Below are 598 nucleotides of genomic sequence, written 5' to 3' on the forward strand. Positions count from 1 at the left end.
ATCTGCGTTTCTGTGTATCGAGACTTTTTCATCAGGAGTTCTCCTTTCTTGGCTCAGTTTACGCCGAAGAACTCTAAAAAGGTATGTCGCTATTTTAGGGGAGGTTTACACTTCCATTCGCTCTCTGCGTTTGTGAACACGGCTACGTCTGCGCTTCGCCCGTTTTACATGATGGATATCATGTGCCCATTTACGCAGTGTCTCGCGCTTAACAACAATATGTTCATGAGTCTCAAGCATCTCGGCAAGGTGCAACAGGTTCAGATCATAGTATTTCTCGCGGATTAGTGATTGAACTTGCTGCTTAAGACTGTCAGGCGTTTTATTAACTGGCTCGCTGCCCGTGTTTCCGTGAACAACAAACTGTAACCCTAGGCTTCGGTAACGCTGTAAATAACGTTCAACAGTACGTCTGGATTTATTGAGGAGCTTAGTGGCATTGGCTATCGTAATTTTACGCTCAGCCACTTTCGCGATGACATCAACTGTCAATTGAGCTTTGGAATTCAACACAATCATCCTTAGCGTTCCTCAAATGCACAAACAAAACATTCAAAGAACACGGTTAAAGATAACCGTCAATTTCCCTTGGTAATTA

Annotated in this window: 1 pseudogene; it reads right to left on the reverse strand. The window is 43.5% G+C overall.

The annotated features are described in order from the left end of the window. Positions 1–111: 111 nt before the first annotated feature. Positions 112–519, reverse strand: a pseudogene (locus tag ACXAH6_RS20375) (ISNCY family transposase); the annotation flags it as partial. Positions 520–598 lie beyond the last annotated feature (79 nt).

The sequence above is a fragment of the Alteromonas sp. ABE4_545 genome (assembly GCF_056161325.1).